Genomic DNA, 15,970 nt, shown 5'->3' on the forward strand with positions numbered 1-15,970 from the left:
CGCCAATCTCACGGGTTGGGATCATCGAGCTCGAGGGAATCTTAAACGCCTCGACGACAAAGAGCCGAAGCAAAATGGCCACCGTGAGCGCGGTGCCTACCGCCTCAAACAGCTCGCGCGCAAATGATACGGGCATCGCCGCATGCTCAGCATCGAGCAGGCCATCGAGCAAGGGCAACAGCCGCCGGGTTAGGGCCAGGTCCCCGGCCGCGAGCGCCGTCTCGAGCTCGTCGCGCGCGGCGACGAGCGAGGCGCGATCGGCGAGCTTGCCGGAGCGCCCGAGCAGACGCCCCGTCTTGCGCAACAAGGCCGTTGCCTCGCGCACCACGTGCTTGTCGAGCTGGGCGGGTCTCATGGCTCCTAATCCACCTTTAAGACGACGAGAAACGCCTCTTGCGGCAGCTCCACCGAGCCGACCGACTTCATGCGCTTCTTGCCTTCCTTCTGCTTATCCAGCAGCTTGCGCTTGCGCGAAATGTCGCCGCCATAGCACTTGGCCGTGACGTCCTTGCGGATGGCCTTGACGGTCACCCGGCTGATGATGCGGCTGCCGATGGCCGCCTGAATCGCGACGTCAAACATTTGCCGCGGCACGACTTCCTTCATTTTGTTGCACAGCTCGACACCCCGGTGATACGCGGTGTCGCGGTGCGAAATCACGCTCAGCGCATCGACGCGCTCGCCATTGACCAAGACGTCGAGCCGCACCAAGTCGGCTTCGTGCATGCCGAGCGGTTCGTAGTCGAGCGACGCATAGCCGCGAGAAATCGTCTTGAGCTTGTCGTAGAAGCCAAACACGATTTCTCCCAGCGGCAGCTCATAGACCACGCGGACGCGGCCGTTTGAATCATAATGAATATCTTTTTGCATGCCGCGTCGCGACTGACACAGCTGCACGATCGGCCCGACATACTCCTGCGGCACGTGCACCGTCGCGGTCACCACTGGCTCGGTAATAGATTGGTATTTGCCGTTGTCGGGCAAGTGCGCCGGGTTGTCGATCTTGATGGTCTCGCCGTTTGGCAGGAGCACTTCGTATTTCACCGAGGGCGCGGTGGTGATGAGGTTGATATTGAATTCGCGTTCCAGACGTTCCTGGATGATTTCCATGTGGAGCAGGCCCAAAAAGCCGCAGCGAAAGCCAAAGCCAAGCGCCGCCGACGATTCAGGTTCGTACGTTACCACGCCGTCGTTGAGCACCAACTTGCCCAGCGCGTCTTTGAGGGGCTGATAGTCGCCCGCCTCAACCGGAAAAAGCCCCGCATGCACCATGGGCTGAACTTGCTTAAACCCAGGCAGCGGCGCCGCGCATGGTCGTTCGTGATCGGTGACGGTATCGCCGACGCGGGCGTGGCTGATGTCTTTGATCTGCGCCGCGATGATGCCGACCTGCCCGGCGCCCAGCTCGTCGATTTCGGTGGTTTGCGGCCGCCGCACCGCGATCATGGTGCAGTCATAAACCTGATTGGTGGCCCAAAACCTCAGCTTTTGGCCGCGCTTGATGGTGCCCGAGATGACCCGAATTAAGACCACGACGCCACGGAACGAATCGTACCAGCTATCGAAAATAAGGGCCTGTAGCGGATCTTCATCGCGCCCCTTGGGGGGCGGAATCCGCGCGACGACCGCCTCCAGCATGTCGACGATGCCGATGCCCGATTTAGCCGACACGAGGAGCGCGTTGCTCGAATCGATGCCGATGGTCTCTTCGATTTGCTGCTTGACGAAATCCGGGCGCGCGACCGGCAGATCGATCTTGTTGAGCACCGGGATGATTTCGAGGTTGTTGTCGAGCGCGACATAGACGTTGGCCAGGGTCTGCGCCTCGACGCCCTGCGCCGCGTCGACGACCAGCAGCGCGCCTTCGCACGCGGCCAGGCTGCGCGAGACCTCATAGTGAAAGTCGACGTGACCTGGCGTGTCGATGAGATGAAATTGGTAGACGAGGCCGTCCTTGGCCTCGTAATGCAGCTGTACCGATTGCGCCTTGATCGTGATCCCGCGCTCGCGCTCGAGGTCCATGTTATCGAGCATCTGCGCCTGCTTTTCGCGATCGGTGACCGCGCCACACGTGTCGAGGACGCGATCAGCCAACGTCGTCTTGCCATGGTCAATATGGGCAATGATCGAGAAATTGCGGATCCGTTCCTTGGGAAAGGACATAAGGGAAGCGACGTGTAGCACAATTCCCCGCCCACGACCGGCCAGATCGGCAATAATGCCGCACACTTCCCTATGCCCATGGCGGGCGCAAGGCTTGCTACGATGGCCCGCGGTGCGTATGCTCGGAGGCATGATAACCCCCGATGCGGCTGCCGCCCGCCGGCCCGCGCCATGCGGGTGGCGCCACGCCCTGCTGGCCTGCGCCGCGCTGGTCGCGCTTACGACGACCGCTGCCGGCTGCAAGAAAAAGGGCAAAGGCACGACGCCCTCTGATGCGACCTCGACGTCGGCGTCCAAGGTCGACCCGACGTTGTGCGAAGTTGAAGGTAAAAACGTGGTCAGCTACGACCTAAATCGCGATGGCAAGCCCGACGTGTGGCGCCTCTACAAGTCGGAGAAGGCCGGGGATACCACCGCTGAGGTGCTGACCTGCCGCCAGGTCGATCTAGACCACGACGGGCGTAAAGACATGGTGATCGCCTTTGCGCGCAACGGCCAGCCGCTCTACGAGAAAATTGATTTCGACTGGGACGGCAAGTTTGACGTCAGCGCGATCTACGATCCAAAAACCGGCAAGTATGCTGAGGTCGAACGCGACACCAACTTCGATGGCAAATACGATCTAAAGGAGCTCTACGACGCGTCGGGCGCCCTCGAAAGCGTCCGCCGCGATCGCGATGGCAACGGCGAGCCTGACATGTGGGAGCAGTATGAGGGCGGCCTGCTCGTCGCGATTTTGTATGATGACGACAACGACACCAAGGTCGACCGCCGCGAGGAAGCGCCGGGGTCGCGCAAGAAAATAGACATGCCCGATATCGACACCAGCACGGCCGAGTCCGTCGTGCCCGCGACGCCCTAGCCCGGCGCAGCCCGCGCAATTCGTGCACGCCGCGGACGATCCGCGAGCCCGGGAACTTGCCATGTGTCACTTTTGCCTGCAAATTGCACGGTCACCATGATGTGGTTTTGGATTGGCTATTTTGTCTTCGTCGCATGCCTGCTGGCGCTCGACCTCGGCGTGCTCAACAAGGGCAACAAGGAGCCTACCTTACAAAGCGCCACGGCGTGGACCGCGGGCTGGGTCTCGCTGGGCCTTGGCTTCGCGGTGTTTGTCTACGCCATGTATGACAACCACTGGATGGGCGCGGGCCTCGCCGCGGACGGCACGGTCAAGCTGACCGGTGGCGACGCGGCGATCACGTATATCTCGGCCTACCTGCTCGAAGAGGCGCTCAGCGTCGACAACATCTTCGTCATCTCGCTGCTGTTCTCCCAGTATCGCGTCGAACCCAAGTACCAACACCGCGTGCTTTTTTGGGGCATCATCGGCGCGGTCGTCTTTCGCGTGCTGATGCTCACCGGCGGCGCGTGGCTGGTTAAGTCGTTTGATTGGGTCTTCTACTTTTTTGGCGCCTACCTCGCCTACGCGGGCCTTAAGCTGTTCAAGGACGAGGAGGCCGGGGACGCCCCCGAGAGCCCCATGGACAAGAGCCTCGTCGTGCGGGTGCTGCGCAAGGTGGTCAACATCACCGACAAGCCGCATGACGGCAAATTCCGCATCGACGTGGGCGATGGCACCCGTGCCCTCACCTCGCTCGCGATTTGCCTGATCGCGGTAGAGCTCACCGACTTGGTGTTTGCGCTCGATTCAATCCCGGCGGTGCTGGCGATCAGCAACGAGACCTTCATCATGGTGACGAGCAACATCTTTGCCATCATGGGCCTGCGCTCGCTCTACTTCGTGCTCGCGGGCGCGATGAGCAAGTTCCACTATCTCAAATACGCGCTCGCAGTTTTGCTCATTCTCATTGGCGCCAAGCTGATCATGCACCATCACTACAAGCTGCCCCACGTGTGGTCGTTGACCGCGATCGTCGTCATCCTCGCGGCTGGCGTCGTGACCTCAATCATCTCAACGCGCCGCCAACAGCCACACTAGCGTCGTTTGCTCGGTTTCGGCCCAGTGCCGCTTATAGGCCATCTCGCCGCCTAGGTCGTAGCGGGTCGCACCTTCCGCGATCACCGCTTCGATGGTAAGGCGTTGACATAGGCCACCTGGCGAGAGCGCGGCAAACGCGGGATCAAAACTAAACTGAAACCCGCGGTAGGTGCCGCCCAAAAGGCCGCCAAAAATATAGGCGATATCGCGTGCGTCGCGGCGCAAAAATCCAAGCCGCGCCTGGCCACGGCAGGCCAACCGCCAGAGCAAGTCGCGATACATCTCGCGCATGGGCGACTCGGTCAGCCCGCTCCCGGCCTGCCCCTTCCAACTCGTGGCCTCAATCGCCAGCATGCGGTCGTACAGCGCGTCGGCCTGCGCCGGCGTTGGCGTGAGATGCACCATGGCAAGACTGCCATCGCCACGCGCGGCATCCCAGCGCCGCCATTGCTTGCGCAGGCCGCGTGACCGCCGCGCAAGATACCCATCGATGCCGCCGGCGAGTGAGGCGACATGGCGCAGCGTCGTCCCGATGAGCTCGCGGCGAAAGGGCGCGAACGCCGTGGCCACTGCCTGCTGCCACACGCCTGTCTGCGGCATACCGCCAAGCAAGCAGACGTTCCAATCTGCGCGCGATCGCAGCGTGCTAGCCGCCAGCTCGCAGGCCAAGGCGACGTTGGACCCTACGATCGGGCTCGCAAAGCCCCACGCCAGCTCCATTGGCTCAAGCGTCGTCAGGCCGCGCCCCTCTGAGCGCGCCACGACGAACTGGGCGTCGCCCTCGGCATACGCCGCCACCACGCCGGTTGGATCAAAGGCGTGGCGCGCCGCGAGGCCCCACGACGCGGATGAGCACATCACATCGATGTCAGGCGTCTGGCGCACCAAGGCGTCAAAGGCCTGGCCCTGGTCCGCAAAAGGCGGCCAGGGCTCGCTGACATCAGCGCGTTGCATGGGAGCACCTATGTAGCAGACTTGCCGCTGGCGTGACATCTAAGGCGCAATTGCGTAGACTGCGCCGCGATGAGCAACCCCGCAGCGGTCACCAAGCTAACCTTTGGTGAGACGACCATCCACCTGCTGGGAACCGCCCACGTCTCAGCGCAAAGCGTCCAAGAGGCCAAGGACCTCATCGAGGCCGTCCGCCCCGACGTGGTGTGCGTCGAGCTTTGCCAGGGCCGCGCCGACGCGCTCGCCAAAGAAAATGCCTTTCGCGACCTCGACGTCTTTAGGGTGATCAAAGATGGCAAGACGTTATTCTTGTTGTCCCATCTCGCGCTGTCGGCCTATCAGCGGCGCATGGGCGCCGAGCTGGGCGTGCGGCCAGGCGCCGAGATGATCGGCGCGATGGAGGCCGCGCATGCCGCGGGCGCCACGGTTGCGCTGGTCGATCGCGACGTCAACACGACCTTGCGCCGCACGTGGGGCAACCTCAGCTTTTGGACCAAGTCCCGGCTGCTTGCCGAGCTAACCTTTGGCGGCGATGAAAAGGGGCAGGTCAACGCCGCGGAGATCGAGCGGCTCAAGGAAACCAAGGCGCTCTCCGAGCTGCTCGAGGAATTCTCCAAGGCGCTCCCCGAGGTCAAGGCCCCGCTCATCGATGAGCGCGATCGCTATATGGTCAGCAAGATCAAAGAAGCCAGCGTCGGCCATAAGCAAGTCGTCGCCGTGGTGGGCGCGGCGCATGTGCCGGGCATGACGCGCGCGATGAACGAAACCGTCGACCGTGAGGCGCTCGAGATTATTCCCCCGGCCGCGCTGTGGTGGCGCATCGCGCAGTGGGCGGTGCCTGGGCTCTTGGTGGCGGTCATGATCGCAACGTTTTTCATGATGGATGCCGGTACCGCCGCGCGCTCTATCCTGGACTGGGTGCTGCCAACGTCCATCGCCGCCGCCGCGCTCACGGCGTTGGCCGGCGGCCGCCTGTTGTCGGTGCTGACCGCCTTTGTCGTGGCCCCCATCGCCGCCATTCACCCCTTGCTCGGCACCGCCATGGTCGTCGGGCTGGTGGAAGCGTACGTGCGCAAGCCGACCGTCCGCGATTGCGAACGCATCCCGGACGATACTCTTACGTTTGCTGGTTTCTGGCGCAATACCGTCACCCACATCCTCATCGTCGCCGTCGCCTCGGGCCTTGGCACCGCGATTGGATTTTGGCCTGGCATGGTGTCCTACCTCGCAGGCGTTTTTTAACGCGGGTGGTCCGCATTGACCGTCAGGTGGGCGCACGTGTCTTCCTGCTCGCAGATAGATGGTGGACCGGCAGGTGGCGCACGTATCTTCCTGCTCGCAGATAGCGGCCCTCCGGAGCGCCGCGTGACCACTGTGGTATCCACATCCCTCGGTGCTACACACACCGCCCTGCAATCTATGCTCGCGGAAGAAACGTGCGCCACCTGCCGGTAAGGTAGCGCGCAGAAGCGGTGTGCGAGACATGTTCGGATCAGAGCGTTTCGCGAAGGCACGATGGCACCTGGCGCGGGCTCGCACTTCCTCCTGAGCGCAAGGCGTTACGAGCAGCGCGAGTAGCCGTAGCTCTGAGACGAAGCATGTGCTCGCACGCCGCGGACCTGTTGGCTAACTACCCTTAGACAAGGATGTCGAGCAGCTGCAGGCGCGTGAGATAGCCTTCGAAGGCGGCGCCAAATTCTTCAATGAGCAAATCGAGCTCGATGGTGACCCGCTGCGATAGGGCACGGATCACGCGGCCGCTTACCGGAATCTCGGCACCGGCGAGATCGAGCACACCCGTCAGCCAATCGTCGACCGACGGCACCGGCGCCGTCTTGGGCCACTGCACCGAGAAGTGTGTGCGCGAGAGTTCGAGCACGGTAAGCGCGCCCGATTCGGTGCGCAAGCTGGCCGCGAGCGCGGGCGGCGGCTCGACGCGGTAGTTGATGCGCCGATTGTTGGAAATCAGCACGTCGAGCGCGTCGTGCACCGGCGCGGAGAGCGGCGTTTCTGGCGCATCAAGCACGAGTTCGCGCAGTTTTTTGAGCTGTTTTTGGGTACGCACCAGGTTGGTCCGCATGTCGGCCATGCGGCGCTGATCGCGCTGAACCTTGTCGGCGACCACCCCAAGCAAATTAACCAGGAAGCGCAGCCCCATCTCCTGCTGCTCGCGAAAAAAGGCCTGCAGCTTGGCGGCGTCCATGGCCCACACCGTCGCCTCGCCATCGACCGAGGCCCGACACGTTCGCCCAAGGTTGGTCAGCGCGCCAAGCTCGCCAATGAGCGCCGGGGGGCGCAGGCGGTAGATGTCGTCGCCCGGCCGGTCGAGTAAAACCTCGCCTGAGGTCAAAAGATAAAACGACATGGCCGGCTCGCCAACGTCAAAAATGAGGTCGGCAGTGTTTTCCTTTTGCCACAGCCCGGCAGGCACAAACAAGGCGGCCACGGCTTCGAGCTCGCTGTCACCAAACCCCGAAAACAGGGGGATGGTCTTGATATCGCTGATGCTGGGGCGCGCCGACATGACCGGACGATACACGAATTCCACCGGCCGTGCAGCCCGCGGTCACCCGGCGTAGTCAGCCATGGGCGGGCAGGTGCACATCAAGTTGCGATCGCCGTAGGCATTATCGACTCGCGCGACCGCTGGCCAGTATTTTTGCTCGCGCAAGTAGGGCAAAGGATACGCCGCCTGTTCGCGCGTGTAGGGGTGATCCCACGCCGTCGCGGTCACGGCCGCGGCGGTGTGAGGCGCCATTTTAAGGGGATTATTGGCCTTGTCGGCCTGTCCACTTTCGATGGCCGCGACCTCCCCGCGTATCGCGATGAGCGCGTCGCAAAAGCGATCGAGCTCTTGCTTGGATTCGCTTTCGGTTGGCTCGATCATCAGCGTGCCGGGCACCGGGAAGGACATGGTCGGGGCGTGGAAGCCGTAATCCATCAGGCGCTTGGCGATGTCCTCGGCTTCGATGCCCGCTGATTTTTTTAAGCCGCGACAATCGAGAATAAACTCATGCGCGACGCGGCCCTTGGCGCCGCGATAGAGCACGGGATAGTGCGCGCCCAGCCGCTGCGCCATGTAGTTGGCGTTTAGGATCGCAACCTCGGTGGCGAGGCGCAAGCCATCGCCGCCCATCATCGCGATGTACGAAAATGAAATCGGCAAGATCGACGCCGAGCCAAGCGGCGCCGCCGAAACCGGCCCCACGGCGCCATCGCCCGCGGTTGGGTGCCGCGGCAGAAGGGCGCCAACGCCGCGGTGACGCCGATGGGGCCCATGCCTGGGCCGCCGCCCCCATGCGGAATGCAAAACGTCTTGTGCAGATTGAGATGGCACACGTCCGCGCCAATATCGGCGGGCCGACACAGCCCGACCTGCGCGTTCATGTTGGCACCGTCCATGTAGACCAGGCCGCCATGCCCGTGCACGAGCTCACATAGCTCTTTGATGTTTTCTTCGAAGACCCCGTGCGTCGACGGGTAGGTCACCATGACCGCGGCGAGGCGCGCGCTATGCGTGGCGGCTTTGGCGGCGAAGTCTGCCATGTCGATGGTGCCATCACTTGCGACCGCGACGGGCACCACATGCATCCCGGCCATGACGGCGCTGGCGGGATTGGTGCCGTGCGCCGAGTTGGGAATTAGGCAGACGTTGCGGTCCCCCTGCCCCGCCGCGAGGTGGAAGCCGCGGATAGCCAAGAGGCCCGCGTATTCGCCCTGCGCGCCGGAATTTGGCTGAAGCGACACTGCCGCAAACCCGGTGATCTCTTTGAGCCACGTCGCGAGTTGGGTGCAGAGCGCGGTATAGCCGGCCGCCTGCCCCGCCGGCGCGTACGGATGCAGCATCGAAAACTCCGGCCAGGTAACCGGCAACATTTCTGAGGTGGCGTTGAGTTTCATGGTGCAGGAGCCCAGCGCGATCATCGAGGTGGTGAGCGAGAGGTCCTTGCGTTCGAGACGGCTGATGTAGCGCAGCATGTCGTGTTCGCTGCGATAGCGATGAAACGTCGGGTGGGTCAAAAATGCGCTGCGGCGCGCGACGGCGGGCGCGAGCTGATCGCGGGTCGCGGCGAGCATGGGTTGCAAGTCAGGCGCCTCGCGGCCGGTAAACGCGGCGACAACATCCTCAACGTCCGAGAGCACCGTGGTCTCATCGAGGGCCACGCCGAGGCCATCGGGGTAGATGCGAAGATTGATCCCTGCCTCGCGCGCCCGCGCGACAACTTGCTCACGCGCGCTCGCCGCAAGGCCAACCTTGATCGTGTCAAAAAACGTGCCGCCATCCACCGGCAAGCCCGCGCCTTTGAGGGCACCCGCCAGCACCACGGCGAAATGATGCGTACGCCGCGCGATGGCGGTGAGCCCGTCGGGCCCGTGATAGACCGCATACATAGAGGCCATCACCGCGAGCAGCACCTGCGCGGTGCAGATGTTGGACGTGGCCTTTTCGCGGCGAATGTGTTGCTCGCGGGTTTGTAGCGCCAAGCGGTAGGCGGGTTGACCGCTCGCGTCGCGCGAAACGCCAATTATGCGCCCCGGCATTTGGCGGCGAAATTCTTCTCGCGTCGCCATGAAGGCGGCGTGTGGCCCGCCAAACCCCATCGGCACGCCAAAGCGCTGCGCCGATCCAATCGCGATATCCGCGCCCATTTCGCCCGGGGCCTCGAGCAGGCAGAGGGCCAACAGATCGGTGGCGACGGCGACGTGCGCGCCGCGCGACTTGCACTGCGCAATCATGGCGCGCAAATCATCGACGCGCCCGGTGGTGGTTGGATACGCCAACAAAACGCCGGCCACGTCATCGGTTACCGCCGCGCCGAGGTCGGACTGCGGCACCACCGTCACCTTTACGGCAAGCGGCTCGGCACGCGTCTTGATTACCTCGATCACTTGTGGATGGCAGCCATCGCTAACCAGCACGTGCGTCCGCTTGCGATCATGCGCCTCGATGCACATGTTGAGCGCCTCGGCGGCCGCCGTGGCCTCATCGAGCAGCGATGCATTGGCCAGCGGCAGCCCGGTTAGGTCCGCGACCAGCGTCTGATAATTCACCAGCGCCTCGAGCCGGCCTTGCGAAATCTCGGCCTGATACGGCGTATAGGCCGTATACCAGCCTGGATTTTCCAAGACGTTGCGCAAGATCACCGCCGGCGTGTGGCAGGCATAGTAGCCCTGCCCGATATACGAGCGATAGAGTTCGTTCTCGGCGGCATAGCTCTGCAGCACATGCACCAAGTCGCTCTCAGAAATCGCATCGCCGGTCGCCAGCGGCTGCGCCATGCGAATCGATTGTGGCACCGTGTCGGCGATGAGCTGCGGCAGCGAGGCATACCCCAGCGTCGTGAGCATGGCGTCAATATCGGCGACGCGTGGACCAATATGGCGGGAGACAAACGCTGAGAAACGCTCGGAGGTGGTCACCCCCAAGGTTTACTGCGTTTGCCCAGACTTGGCAGGGGCCCGAACGCTAAAATCGAAGGCCAACGCCGGCGCCGACGGAAATAAAAACATCGCGTGCGCCCGCGACATCTTGGGTCGCGAGATCTCCATCACGGCCGCTGGTCTGCTCCGCGCCCGCCTCGAAATCAAACCCGAGCAAGGCGGCGTTGGCGGCCAGCCGAATCAGCACGCGCTTGGTCACGGCGATGTTGACCGCAAGGTCGCCCTGGCCGCCCGTGATCTTTGATCGCCCGTATTCTTGCGGCGTCTGAATGTCGCCGGCCTTGAGTACCAAAAAGAAGCGTCCACCTACCGAAAGGGCGACCTTCTCGCCGAGGCCAAAGCTAAAGGCGAGCCCGGGGTCCACATAGCGATACGTGACGTCTGGCAAATCGAGGGCAAGGCCGTCGCCCAGCGGGCTGCGATCGACAATAAAATCGCGCGCGGCATAACCAACGCTGGGCTGGACCGTGGCCGTCCGGCCAAGGCGAAAGCGTAGGGCGATGCCGCCGCCCCATTGCTGCAACGTCGTCGGAAGATCGGTGCCCGCGGCCTGGCTGCTTCGCACGTTGAGCACGAGCGCGCGCTCGAAGTTGCCATACACGCCAAGCGCGCCAACCACGCCGCCGCGGGACGCGAGCGGGAACGCCTCGAACTCGACCTTGGCGCCCGGCACGATGCTGCCCTTATAGCCGCCAGGTTGTTCGGCAAACCCATCGCGAAACCCGGTGAACTTCAGCGAGCGACTTAGCACCGAGAATTCCGCGGCGGCCCAGAACGATTCGAGCTGGCGGGGGGTGCGGGGCTTGGACGGGCCCTTTGCATCGCGGTCATCGCGATCGTCATCCCTATCATCGTCGTCCCGATCATCGTCCTCGTCCCGACGCGAACGTCGAGGCTTATCGTCATCGCCCCTGTCGTCGTCGCGATCGCGCGCGCGCCGCGGTTCGCGGTCGGCATCTTCATCATCTGCGGACCGGCGGTCGCGCTCGGTGTCGCGATCGCGGCCTTTGCTCCACCCAGAATCGCGATCATCGCGATCGGGGTCGGGCTCGCGATCGCGCGTCGGCTCATCGCGATCGCGCGCCGGGCGCGTCCCGCTTGGCTTGCCCACATTGTCAATGGCATCGCGTAGCGCCTCACCTAGTTCTTTCTTGGCCGCGTCATCGAGCCCGCCCTTGTAGGTGACAAATAGCTTTTTCACCGCCCGCCCGCTGGTATCGCGCACCCACAGCGTCAGCTCGGCCCCGCCACGCGACTGCACGAGCTTGCCATCGAGCACGTAGTCCACGCGCGTGCGCGCGGCGATGTTTTCCATGTCTTCGATGGAGAGCCCATCGCCCTTGAGCAGATCATAGATCTTGCTGACCTCGCGCTGCGACGCCAGCGTATAGTGATCGACGAGCATGTCGCGCAGCTCGACCACCAGCTCATCTTGCTTGTCGCCCTCGACGGGCAACACCGCCAGCTTGGTCTCGGCCCACGCCGAGGTGACCATCAACAAGCTGGCCAACAGGACGACGGCACTGGCGGCCCGCGAGCGCACCGGCCGCGGCCCCCGCCCTCCTACGATGAAAAAGCGAAATGCCATCATAGCCAATTGATCATACGCACCAACGTGGCTCAAAGGTGTGTGAGCACCGCACGATCCGTCAATTTTCGCCGCATGCATATGTAAGCCCGTCGCGGCGCTGGCGCGTGGCGTGCCATACCGCCCGCCCTACATGTAGGCCAGCCTGATCGCTTCGCCTAGGCCATCGCGTAGAGATAGAAGTAGCTGCGGAGATTGCCATTGGCCAGTGGCTTTTTCTGCTGCCATGGGTGCCCGAACGCCTGTTCAAAGTCGGGATGATCGACGATCACGGCCATGCGCCACCCGACAAACTGCGCCGCCCAATCGCCAAGATCTTGATATAGCCCGAAGATGTCGGCATCGCGCATGCGGTCGTCATAAGGTGGGTTGACGACGATGACGCCCGTGTTGCCAACCTCACCGCTGGCGGCGCCAGTTAACGCGATCACGTCGGCCGGCGCCAGCGCGCGAAAATCGCCGCATCGCCACGCGATGCCACGCGCCCTCGCCTGCTCGGCGTTGTTGCGCGCGCTCGCGAGCACGCCGACATCGAGCTCATTGCCAACGATATGCGGCACGGTATCGGGAAAAAGCGGCGGTAGGCCGCTCATGCGCGCCGCCGCGGTCGCCATTAACGCCGCCTCGATACAAATCGTACCGGCGCCGCACATCGGATCAAAAAAGATCTCGCGGCGTGCATCATAGCGACTGAGCATGACCAACGAGGCCGCGAGATGCTCGCGCAACGGCGCCTCACCCGCCTGCGCGCGATAGCCGCGCTGAGACAGCGAACGTCCGCCAAGATCGAGCGAAACAACCAGGCGCTCATCGTCATCGACGCGGGCCGAAAGCAAGAGGTCGGGGCGCTCGGCATCGATCGCGAGCTTATGGCCGCGCGCTTGCAAGCCATCGACAATGGCATTCTTTACCGTGCCGACGATTTGCCGTTCGCCCGCCGCAAACGACGTCGTACGCGTCGCCCCAACCGAGAGGGTGCGGGCGCTGCCCCACCACGCGCGGTCATCGGCCTCGACCTCGGCGCGCAATTCGTCATAAAGCGGCTCAAGTCGCTTCGCGTCGAGACGAAATAGATCGCGCAGCACGCGCGCGCTCGTCCGGTGATAGCCGAGGGCGAGTTGGGCGAGGTCGTCGGCAAAGGGATAGAGCAGCGTGCCGACGCCCGCGCGCTTTGCCGCTGGTGGTCGGCGCGCCAGCGCCTTGGTGGCGAGCCGCGACAGCTCACCCTCCATGACCTTGTTAGTCTGGGCCGAGCCAACGAGACGCAAGACGTCGACGCGCACGCCGCCTTGTAGCACAGTCTTCAGGGTGCCGGTGGCGCCGCGCCGCCACACAGCATCGTCAGCAGCCCGGTCGCGATGAAAAACTGTTTGTGGAGGTAATGGGCCTGCTGCGTCGTGCCTGCGGGCCCTTTGGGGCGCAGATGGAGATAGCGCGCGCAAAGCGCCCCAACGTCGGGCGTCGCCTCGAGATAATACCAAGCGACGATGGTGGCATCGCCATCAGGCAGGTCTGCGCGACAAAGCCACAACACGCGCGCGAGCTTGCGCATCGGCGCGCCGTCCTCCATGCAGATGGCGGGGTCTTCGACAATACGCCAGCGGCCCGCGGCGACTTCCGCCACGGGTACCGTCTTGATTTCGACGTCCCCACGCCAGTCGGGCTCATCGTGCCCCCGCTCCACCACGCCTAACATGGCCGCGACGCGCGCGCCCCATGCGCCCTTATCGCGCCCGCGCCCGCCAAGCCGAACGCCGATGAGACCGTGTGCCCGCGCCCGCAGCTCGTCAATCGACTCGGGCTCGGCGAGCGTCGTCCAACCAGGATCAGCCGCGAGAGGCAACGTGGTAACCACCGTCTTGCCATCATGCGAGCCCATGCCCAACATGGGATGCAGCGCAACGACGCGCGGCCCTACGAGCACGGCGCGGTAGCTCACTGCATCGGCGCGCGTTAGCTCGCACCAAAGCGCCCATCGCAGGGCGCCAATTGATGTGCCGTGCATTTGAGTGGTCGGCAAGATGCGCTGCGCGGCAAAGGCAAGCTCATCCGCGTTGCACTCGCTAAGCATCGCAGGAAGATCGCGCGCCCATCGGGTTGCCAAGGCGCGCTGGGCTTGTCGCAAGCCCAACGTTGGCGAGCACGCCACGTCGATCAGGACGTGACTAGCCGATCGCCGCTGGCCCCGGCGCCACCGCAGCAGGCGCCACACCCCGTCGCCCGGCAATGCCGCCGCCAGGGCCTCCACCGCCGTCATCGGCACATCATGCCACAATTGCTGCCGTGCGCCCCGCACTTGCCATACACTGATGCCAATGGCGCGCGGTTTGCGATGGAGCCTGATCGTGTTGGCAACGCTGAGTGCGTGCCAGGCGATGGAATCGCAGGGCCAAGGGCAGGCCCGCCGCGACGACGAGCTTGCACGACGCCTCACCACCCACCTCGGCACCATGGCCGGCATCACAACCATCTCGCTCGCGATCACCAGCGACGAGGCCGACCTCACCTGGCTCCCCGGGGCCGTGCCTGCGTGCTCGGCGCGTGTTGCGGTGATGCTGTCGGTCAACGATGCGTCGGCGAGCGAGGCCATTACGGCCGCGGTGCGGGCGCAGCTCGGCGCGTTGCTGCCGCATGCGTGCCCAGCGACCATCACGATTTCGCCGATCGCCGCCTCAGCTCGTGACCGAGGCGCCTTGGCCAGCGTAGGGCCGTTTCGCGTCGCCGCGGCGAGCAAACGCCCGCTGCAACTCACGCTGGCGGCAATGCTCATCGCCCTGGGCGCCCTGCTCTTTTTTATGCGCCGGGTCGTCGCGGCATGATCGCCCAATAGTCGAGCGAGAGGACGATGCGCGGATCGTAGGGCGTTGCGCTGCCCAGCGGGGGCGCCACCGGTACGGCGGCGCTGTCGGCGCAATTTTTGGCGGCGCACAGACGCAACCGCAAGGCGCCAACGCCCGCGTGCGTCGCCACCGGCGTTGCCTGCAGGACCTCGGTCCACGCCGACAACGTGTCGCCCGCGAACGTCGGATTGACGTGCGTGCCGCTGTTCCACGCCGCCATGTAGAGCACGTTCTCGAGGCCGCTACATGACAACGCATGCGCCACGGAAATGACATGCCCGCCATACACCAGCCGTCGCCCAAACTTGCTCGTCGCCATCTGCTGCGCATCGAAGTGAACGCGCGCGTTGTTTTGATAAAGCCGCGTTGCGAAGGTGTGGTCGGACTCATCGAGCGTCATCCCGCCGGCGTGGCGGATCACCTCGCCCTCGGCGTAGTCGTCAAACCAACGCGTGCCACCAAGCGCCCACTGGAGATCGCCGAGGCGATCGAGCTTAAACGTTGGCGTTGGCATCCGCGCGGCGGCCACCTCAGTGGGCAAACTAGGTACGACGGCTACCGCGGCGGGGCTTGCGGGGTCGCGTTTGGGTACCAGCACCCAACGCACAAACTGCAAGACCACCTGACCGCGCTGGTTGCTGCCGGTCGTGCGCACATAGACGATGCCCGTCGCGCCGCTTGAGGTTTCTTTGATGCCGATAACTTCGCTCTGGGCCTGTAGCGTATCACCCGGATAGACCGGCTCGAGAAACCGCACATCCGCATAGCCTAGGTTGGCAACGGCATTATACGAGATGTCGGCGACCGTCTTGCCAAACACCAAATGAAACGTCAGCAGCTCGGGCGCCATCTCGCGCACCAGCCCCAGCCCCTGCGCAAATTCCGTCGAAGAGCTCAGCGCGCGCCGATCGCCGGTCAGCGCGATATAGAGCGCGAGATCGCCACCATGCACGGTGCGCGGCACCGCGTGGCGCAACACCTGCCCGATGGCAAAATCTTCGAAAAAACGACCTGCCTGCATGCCACTTCATACCGCACCAGAGC

11 protein-coding genes and 1 pseudogene are annotated in these 15,970 nt (G+C 63.9%); 4 read left to right on the plus strand and 8 right to left on the minus strand.

From position 1 onward, the window contains the following. Positions 1-360: 360 nt before the first annotated feature. Positions 361-2,163 (minus strand): elongation factor 4, encoded by a 1,803-nt coding sequence (gene lepA / locus IPL79_05430; protein MBK9070429.1) that lies wholly within the window; start codon positions 2,161-2,163, stop codon positions 361-363. A gap of 130 nt (positions 2,164-2,293) precedes the next feature. Between lepA and IPL79_05435 the strand changes: the two genes are divergently transcribed. Next, complete coding sequence (locus IPL79_05435; GenBank protein ID MBK9070430.1) at positions 2,294-3,025, plus strand: hypothetical protein; 732 nt, start codon at positions 2,294-2,296, stop codon at positions 3,023-3,025. A 96-nt stretch (positions 3,026-3,121) separates the two neighbouring features. After that, positions 3,122-4,105, plus strand: a complete 984-nt coding sequence (locus tag IPL79_05440; GenBank protein ID MBK9070431.1) for a TerC/Alx family metal homeostasis membrane protein — start codon at positions 3,122-3,124, stop codon at positions 4,103-4,105. Here the strand turns inward: IPL79_05440 and IPL79_05445 are convergent. Then, complete coding sequence (locus IPL79_05445; GenBank protein MBK9070432.1) at positions 4,079-5,059, minus strand: GNAT family N-acetyltransferase; 981 nt, start codon at positions 5,057-5,059, stop codon at positions 4,079-4,081. The two genes, IPL79_05440 and IPL79_05445, sit on opposite strands and share 27 nt — an antisense overlap. 69 nt (positions 5,060-5,128) lie before the next feature. Between IPL79_05445 and IPL79_05450 the strand changes: the two genes are divergently transcribed. After that, the gene (locus IPL79_05450; GenBank protein ID MBK9070433.1) at positions 5,129-6,298 is read left to right on the plus strand and encodes a TraB/GumN family protein; all 1,170 of its coding nucleotides are present in this window, start codon (positions 5,129-5,131) and stop codon (positions 6,296-6,298) included. A gap of 394 nt (positions 6,299-6,692) precedes the next feature. Here the strand turns inward: IPL79_05450 and IPL79_05455 are convergent, their stop codons facing one another. From IPL79_05455 to IPL79_05475, 5 genes and pseudogenes are all read right to left on the minus strand, one after another. Continuing rightward, positions 6,693-7,580, minus strand: a complete 888-nt coding sequence (locus IPL79_05455) for a cyclic nucleotide-binding domain-containing protein (GenBank protein ID MBK9070434.1) — start codon at positions 7,578-7,580, stop codon at positions 6,693-6,695. Between the two features lie 42 nt (positions 7,581-7,622). Next, positions 7,623-10,477 (minus strand): annotated as a pseudogene (gene gcvP / locus IPL79_05460) (aminomethyl-transferring glycine dehydrogenase). A gap of 46 nt (positions 10,478-10,523) precedes the next feature. Then, positions 10,524-12,089, minus strand: coding sequence for a hypothetical protein (locus IPL79_05465; protein MBK9070435.1), 1,566 nt, complete (start codon positions 12,087-12,089; stop codon positions 10,524-10,526). A 155-nt stretch (positions 12,090-12,244) separates the two neighbouring features. Next, a complete protein-coding gene (locus IPL79_05470; GenBank protein MBK9070436.1) occupies positions 12,245-13,384 on the minus strand; it encodes a hypothetical protein in 1,140 nt (379 codons plus the stop codon). 5 nt (positions 13,385-13,389) lie between these two features. Further along, complete coding sequence (locus IPL79_05475; GenBank protein MBK9070437.1) at positions 13,390-14,343, minus strand: hypothetical protein; 954 nt, start codon at positions 14,341-14,343, stop codon at positions 13,390-13,392. Positions 14,344-14,401: 58 nt separating this feature from the next. On the opposite strand from IPL79_05475, the gene IPL79_05480 reads away from it, so the two are divergent. Beyond that, positions 14,402-14,905 (plus strand): hypothetical protein, encoded by a 504-nt coding sequence (locus IPL79_05480; GenBank protein MBK9070438.1) that lies wholly within the window; start codon positions 14,402-14,404, stop codon positions 14,903-14,905. Here the strand turns inward: IPL79_05480 and IPL79_05485 are convergent. After that, on the minus strand, positions 14,880-15,947 hold the full coding sequence (locus tag IPL79_05485) for a MaoC family dehydratase (GenBank protein MBK9070439.1): 1,068 nt from the start codon (positions 15,945-15,947) through the stop codon (positions 14,880-14,882). The two genes, IPL79_05480 and IPL79_05485, sit on opposite strands and share 26 nt — an antisense overlap. Positions 15,948-15,970: the final 23 nt, after the last annotated feature.

Source organism: Myxococcales bacterium (genome assembly GCA_016716835.1).
Lineage (GTDB): Bacteria > Myxococcota_A > Polyangia > Haliangiales > Haliangiaceae > JADJUW01.

Coding starts and splice junctions, on each gene's coding strand:
- IPL79_05475 (MBK9070437.1), bottom strand. CDS start 14,343: ATGACGGCGGTGGAGGCCCTGGCGGCGGCATTGCCGGGCGACGGGGTG.
- IPL79_05435 (MBK9070430.1), top strand. CDS start 2,294: ATGATAACCCCCGATGCGGCTGCCGCCCGCCGGCCCGCGCCATGCGGG.
- IPL79_05450 (MBK9070433.1), top strand. CDS start 5,129: ATGAGCAACCCCGCAGCGGTCACCAAGCTAACCTTTGGTGAGACGACC.
- IPL79_05485 (MBK9070439.1), bottom strand. CDS start 15,947: ATGCAGGCAGGTCGTTTTTTCGAAGATTTTGCCATCGGGCAGGTGTTG.
- IPL79_05480 (MBK9070438.1), top strand. CDS start 14,402: ATGGCGCGCGGTTTGCGATGGAGCCTGATCGTGTTGGCAACGCTGAGT.
- IPL79_05455 (MBK9070434.1), bottom strand. CDS start 7,580: ATGTCGGCGCGCCCCAGCATCAGCGATATCAAGACCATCCCCCTGTTT.
- IPL79_05465 (MBK9070435.1), bottom strand. CDS start 12,089: ATGATGGCATTTCGCTTTTTCATCGTAGGAGGGCGGGGGCCGCGGCCG.
- IPL79_05440 (MBK9070431.1), top strand. CDS start 3,122: ATGATGTGGTTTTGGATTGGCTATTTTGTCTTCGTCGCATGCCTGCTG.
- lepA (MBK9070429.1), bottom strand. CDS start 2,163: ATGTCCTTTCCCAAGGAACGGATCCGCAATTTCTCGATCATTGCCCAT.
- IPL79_05445 (MBK9070432.1), bottom strand. CDS start 5,059: ATGCAACGCGCTGATGTCAGCGAGCCCTGGCCGCCTTTTGCGGACCAG.